This is a genomic window from Propioniciclava sp., assembly GCF_036744435.1.
Lineage (GTDB): Bacteria > Actinomycetota > Actinomycetes > Propionibacteriales > Propionibacteriaceae > Propioniciclava.
The window spans coordinates 1-2,166 of record NZ_DAIOIA010000225.1; the positions used below are offsets into that span (position 1 = coordinate 1).

Consider the following 2,166-nt stretch of genomic DNA (forward strand, 5'->3'; position numbering starts at 1 on the left):
GGGGGCCGCTGGCTGGCGGGTGCGCTGATCCGGTCACCGCGGCACTCCGCGCGCGGCGCGCGGGCAGCCGCCCGGGGCGCGGGCATGATGGCGGGGGCCCTGGGCGTCGACTACCGCGAGTATGCGCTGCGGCATCCGGGCCCCGGGGGCGCCCACGACGCGGGGGCGACCAGCCGGTAAGGTGGGGGTTTGCACGTGTCGGGCGCACGTGCTGGGCCGTCACCCTCACAGTTCGGCCGCTGGTTGGGAGTCATCGTCACGTGACCACGCGCATCGGCTATGCCGCAGGGGCCTTCGATCTGTTTCACGTCGGCCACCTGAACATCCTGCGGCGCGCCAAAGAGCGCTGTGACGTCCTGATCGCGGGCGTCGTCAGCGACGAGATGCTGCGCGAGGTGAAGGGCATCGAACCGATGGTCCCGACCGCGGAACGCGCCGACATCGTGGCCGCCATCCGCTACGTCGACGCCGTGCACGTGGAAACGGTCCCCGACAAGCTCGACGTCTGGAAGGACGTGGGCTTCACGCACTTCTTCAAGGGGGACGACTGGCGGGGCACCGAGCGGGGACACCGGCTTGAGCGCAGGTTCGCGGCGGTCGGCGTCGAGGTCGTCTACTTCCCTTACACCGTGCAGACCTCCAGCACCCGGCTCCGGGCGGCCTTGGACGCCCTCACCCTCACCGCGGATCGTCCGGCGTCTGCCTGAGCGACACGAACGGCGCGCACCCCGATGCGGGATGCGCGCCGTCGCGTGTGGCGAAGCGGGAAGGTCTACGAGGCCCCCATAAGCGCCAGCAGCACACCGCCGGCGACCACCGACGCCACCTGACCGGCAGCGTTGGCCCCCATGGCGTGCATGAGGATGAAGTTGTCGAAGTTCTCGCGCTGGGCTTCCTTCTGGACGACCCGGGCGGCCATCGGGAAGGCGGAGATGCCCGCCGCTCCGATGAGCGGGTTGAACTTGCCGCCCGAGAACATGTTCATCAGCTTGCCGAACAGGACGCCCATCACGGTGTCCAGGCAGAAGGCGATGAGGCCCAGCACCAGGATCATCAGGGTCGCCAGATTGATGAAGCTCGCCCCCACCATGGTGGAGCCGATGGCCAGGCCGAGGAACAGCGTCACGACGTTGGCCAGCTCATTCGACGCTGCGCCGGTGAGGCGCTCGACGACCTTGCTCTCGCGCATCAGGTTGCCGAGCATCAGCATGCCGATCAGCGGTGTGGCGAACGGCACCAGCGTGCCCACCACCAACGTGACGATGATCGGGAACAGGATGCGGGTGCGCTGGCTGATCTCGCGGCTGGTGTAGGGCATCTTGATGGCCCGTTCCTTCTGCGTGGTCAGCGCGCGCATGATCGGCGGCATGATGATCGGCACCAAGCTCATGTACGAGTAGGCGGCGACCGTGATCGGCGCGACCAACTCGGGGGCGAGCTTGTTCGACACGTAGATGGACGTGGGCCCGTCGATGGCACCGATGATGCCGATGGATGCGGCCTGGTTGTGGTCGAAGCCGAGGAACAGCGCCAGCATCAAGGTGAGGAAGATGCCGAACTGCCCGGCGCCGCCGAGCAGCACCATCTTCGGGTTCTCCAGCAGAGGCCCGAAGTCGGTCATGGCGCCGATGCCGACGAAGATCAGGAGCGGGAACAACTCGTTGCCCACGCCCATGTTGTAGAGGACGGTGAGGGCGCCGTGCTCCCCCACCATCGGGGACAGCGGCAGGTTGGCCAAGATGGCGCCGGCGCCGATGGGCAGCAGCAGAAGGGGTTCGTACTCCTTCTTCACCGCCAGCCAGACGAGCAGCAGGCCGACCGCGATCATCACGAGGCTCTGCCACGTGACGTTCTGGACCCCCTGGAGCAGGTAGTGCAGGGTATCGGGACTCATATCAGGCCTCGAACCTCACCAGGGTCTCGCCGAACTTCACCTGCTGGCCCGCGGCCACGTAGATCTCGGCGACGACCCCGTCCTTGGAGGCCTTGAGCTCGTTCTTCATCTTCATGGCCTCCAGCACCATGAGGGTCTCGCCGCGCTTGACCGAGGTCCCGACCGTGGTGTCGATGGTCAAGATCACCCCGGGCATGGGGGCGGTGAGCTTGTCGCGTCCGCCACCCCCGGCGGCCGCGGCAGCGGCTGCGGGCACGGCCGACGCCTGCGCG

4 protein-coding genes are annotated in these 2,166 nt (G+C 67.8%); 2 read left to right on the forward strand and 2 right to left on the reverse strand.

The annotated features are described in order from the left end of the window. Positions 1-180 (forward strand): hypothetical protein (locus V7E09_RS15410; protein ID WP_324523713.1); only part of this gene is annotated, 180 nt, incomplete at its 5' end. An 80-nt stretch (positions 181-260) separates the two neighbouring features. Next, positions 261-707: an adenylyltransferase/cytidyltransferase family protein gene (locus V7E09_RS15415; RefSeq protein ID WP_324510375.1), complete on the forward strand. Its 447-nt coding sequence runs from the start codon at positions 261-263 to the stop codon at positions 705-707. Between the two features lie 65 nt (positions 708-772). On the opposite strand, the gene V7E09_RS15420 is transcribed toward V7E09_RS15415, so the two are convergent. After that, positions 773-1,894, reverse strand: a complete 1,122-nt coding sequence (locus tag V7E09_RS15420) for a sodium ion-translocating decarboxylase subunit beta (protein WP_324510376.1) — start codon at positions 1,892-1,894, stop codon at positions 773-775. Between the two features lies 1 nt (position 1,895). After that, on the reverse strand, positions 1,896-2,166 hold a 271-nt coding region (locus V7E09_RS15425; protein WP_324523714.1), incomplete at its 5' end, for an acetyl-CoA carboxylase biotin carboxyl carrier protein subunit.

What these genes read in the sequence shown, in the direction of transcription:
- V7E09_RS15420 (WP_324510376.1), bottom strand. Translation starts at nt 1,894, where the DNA reads ATGAGTCCCGATACCCTGCACTACCTGCTCCAGGGGGTCCAGAACGTC.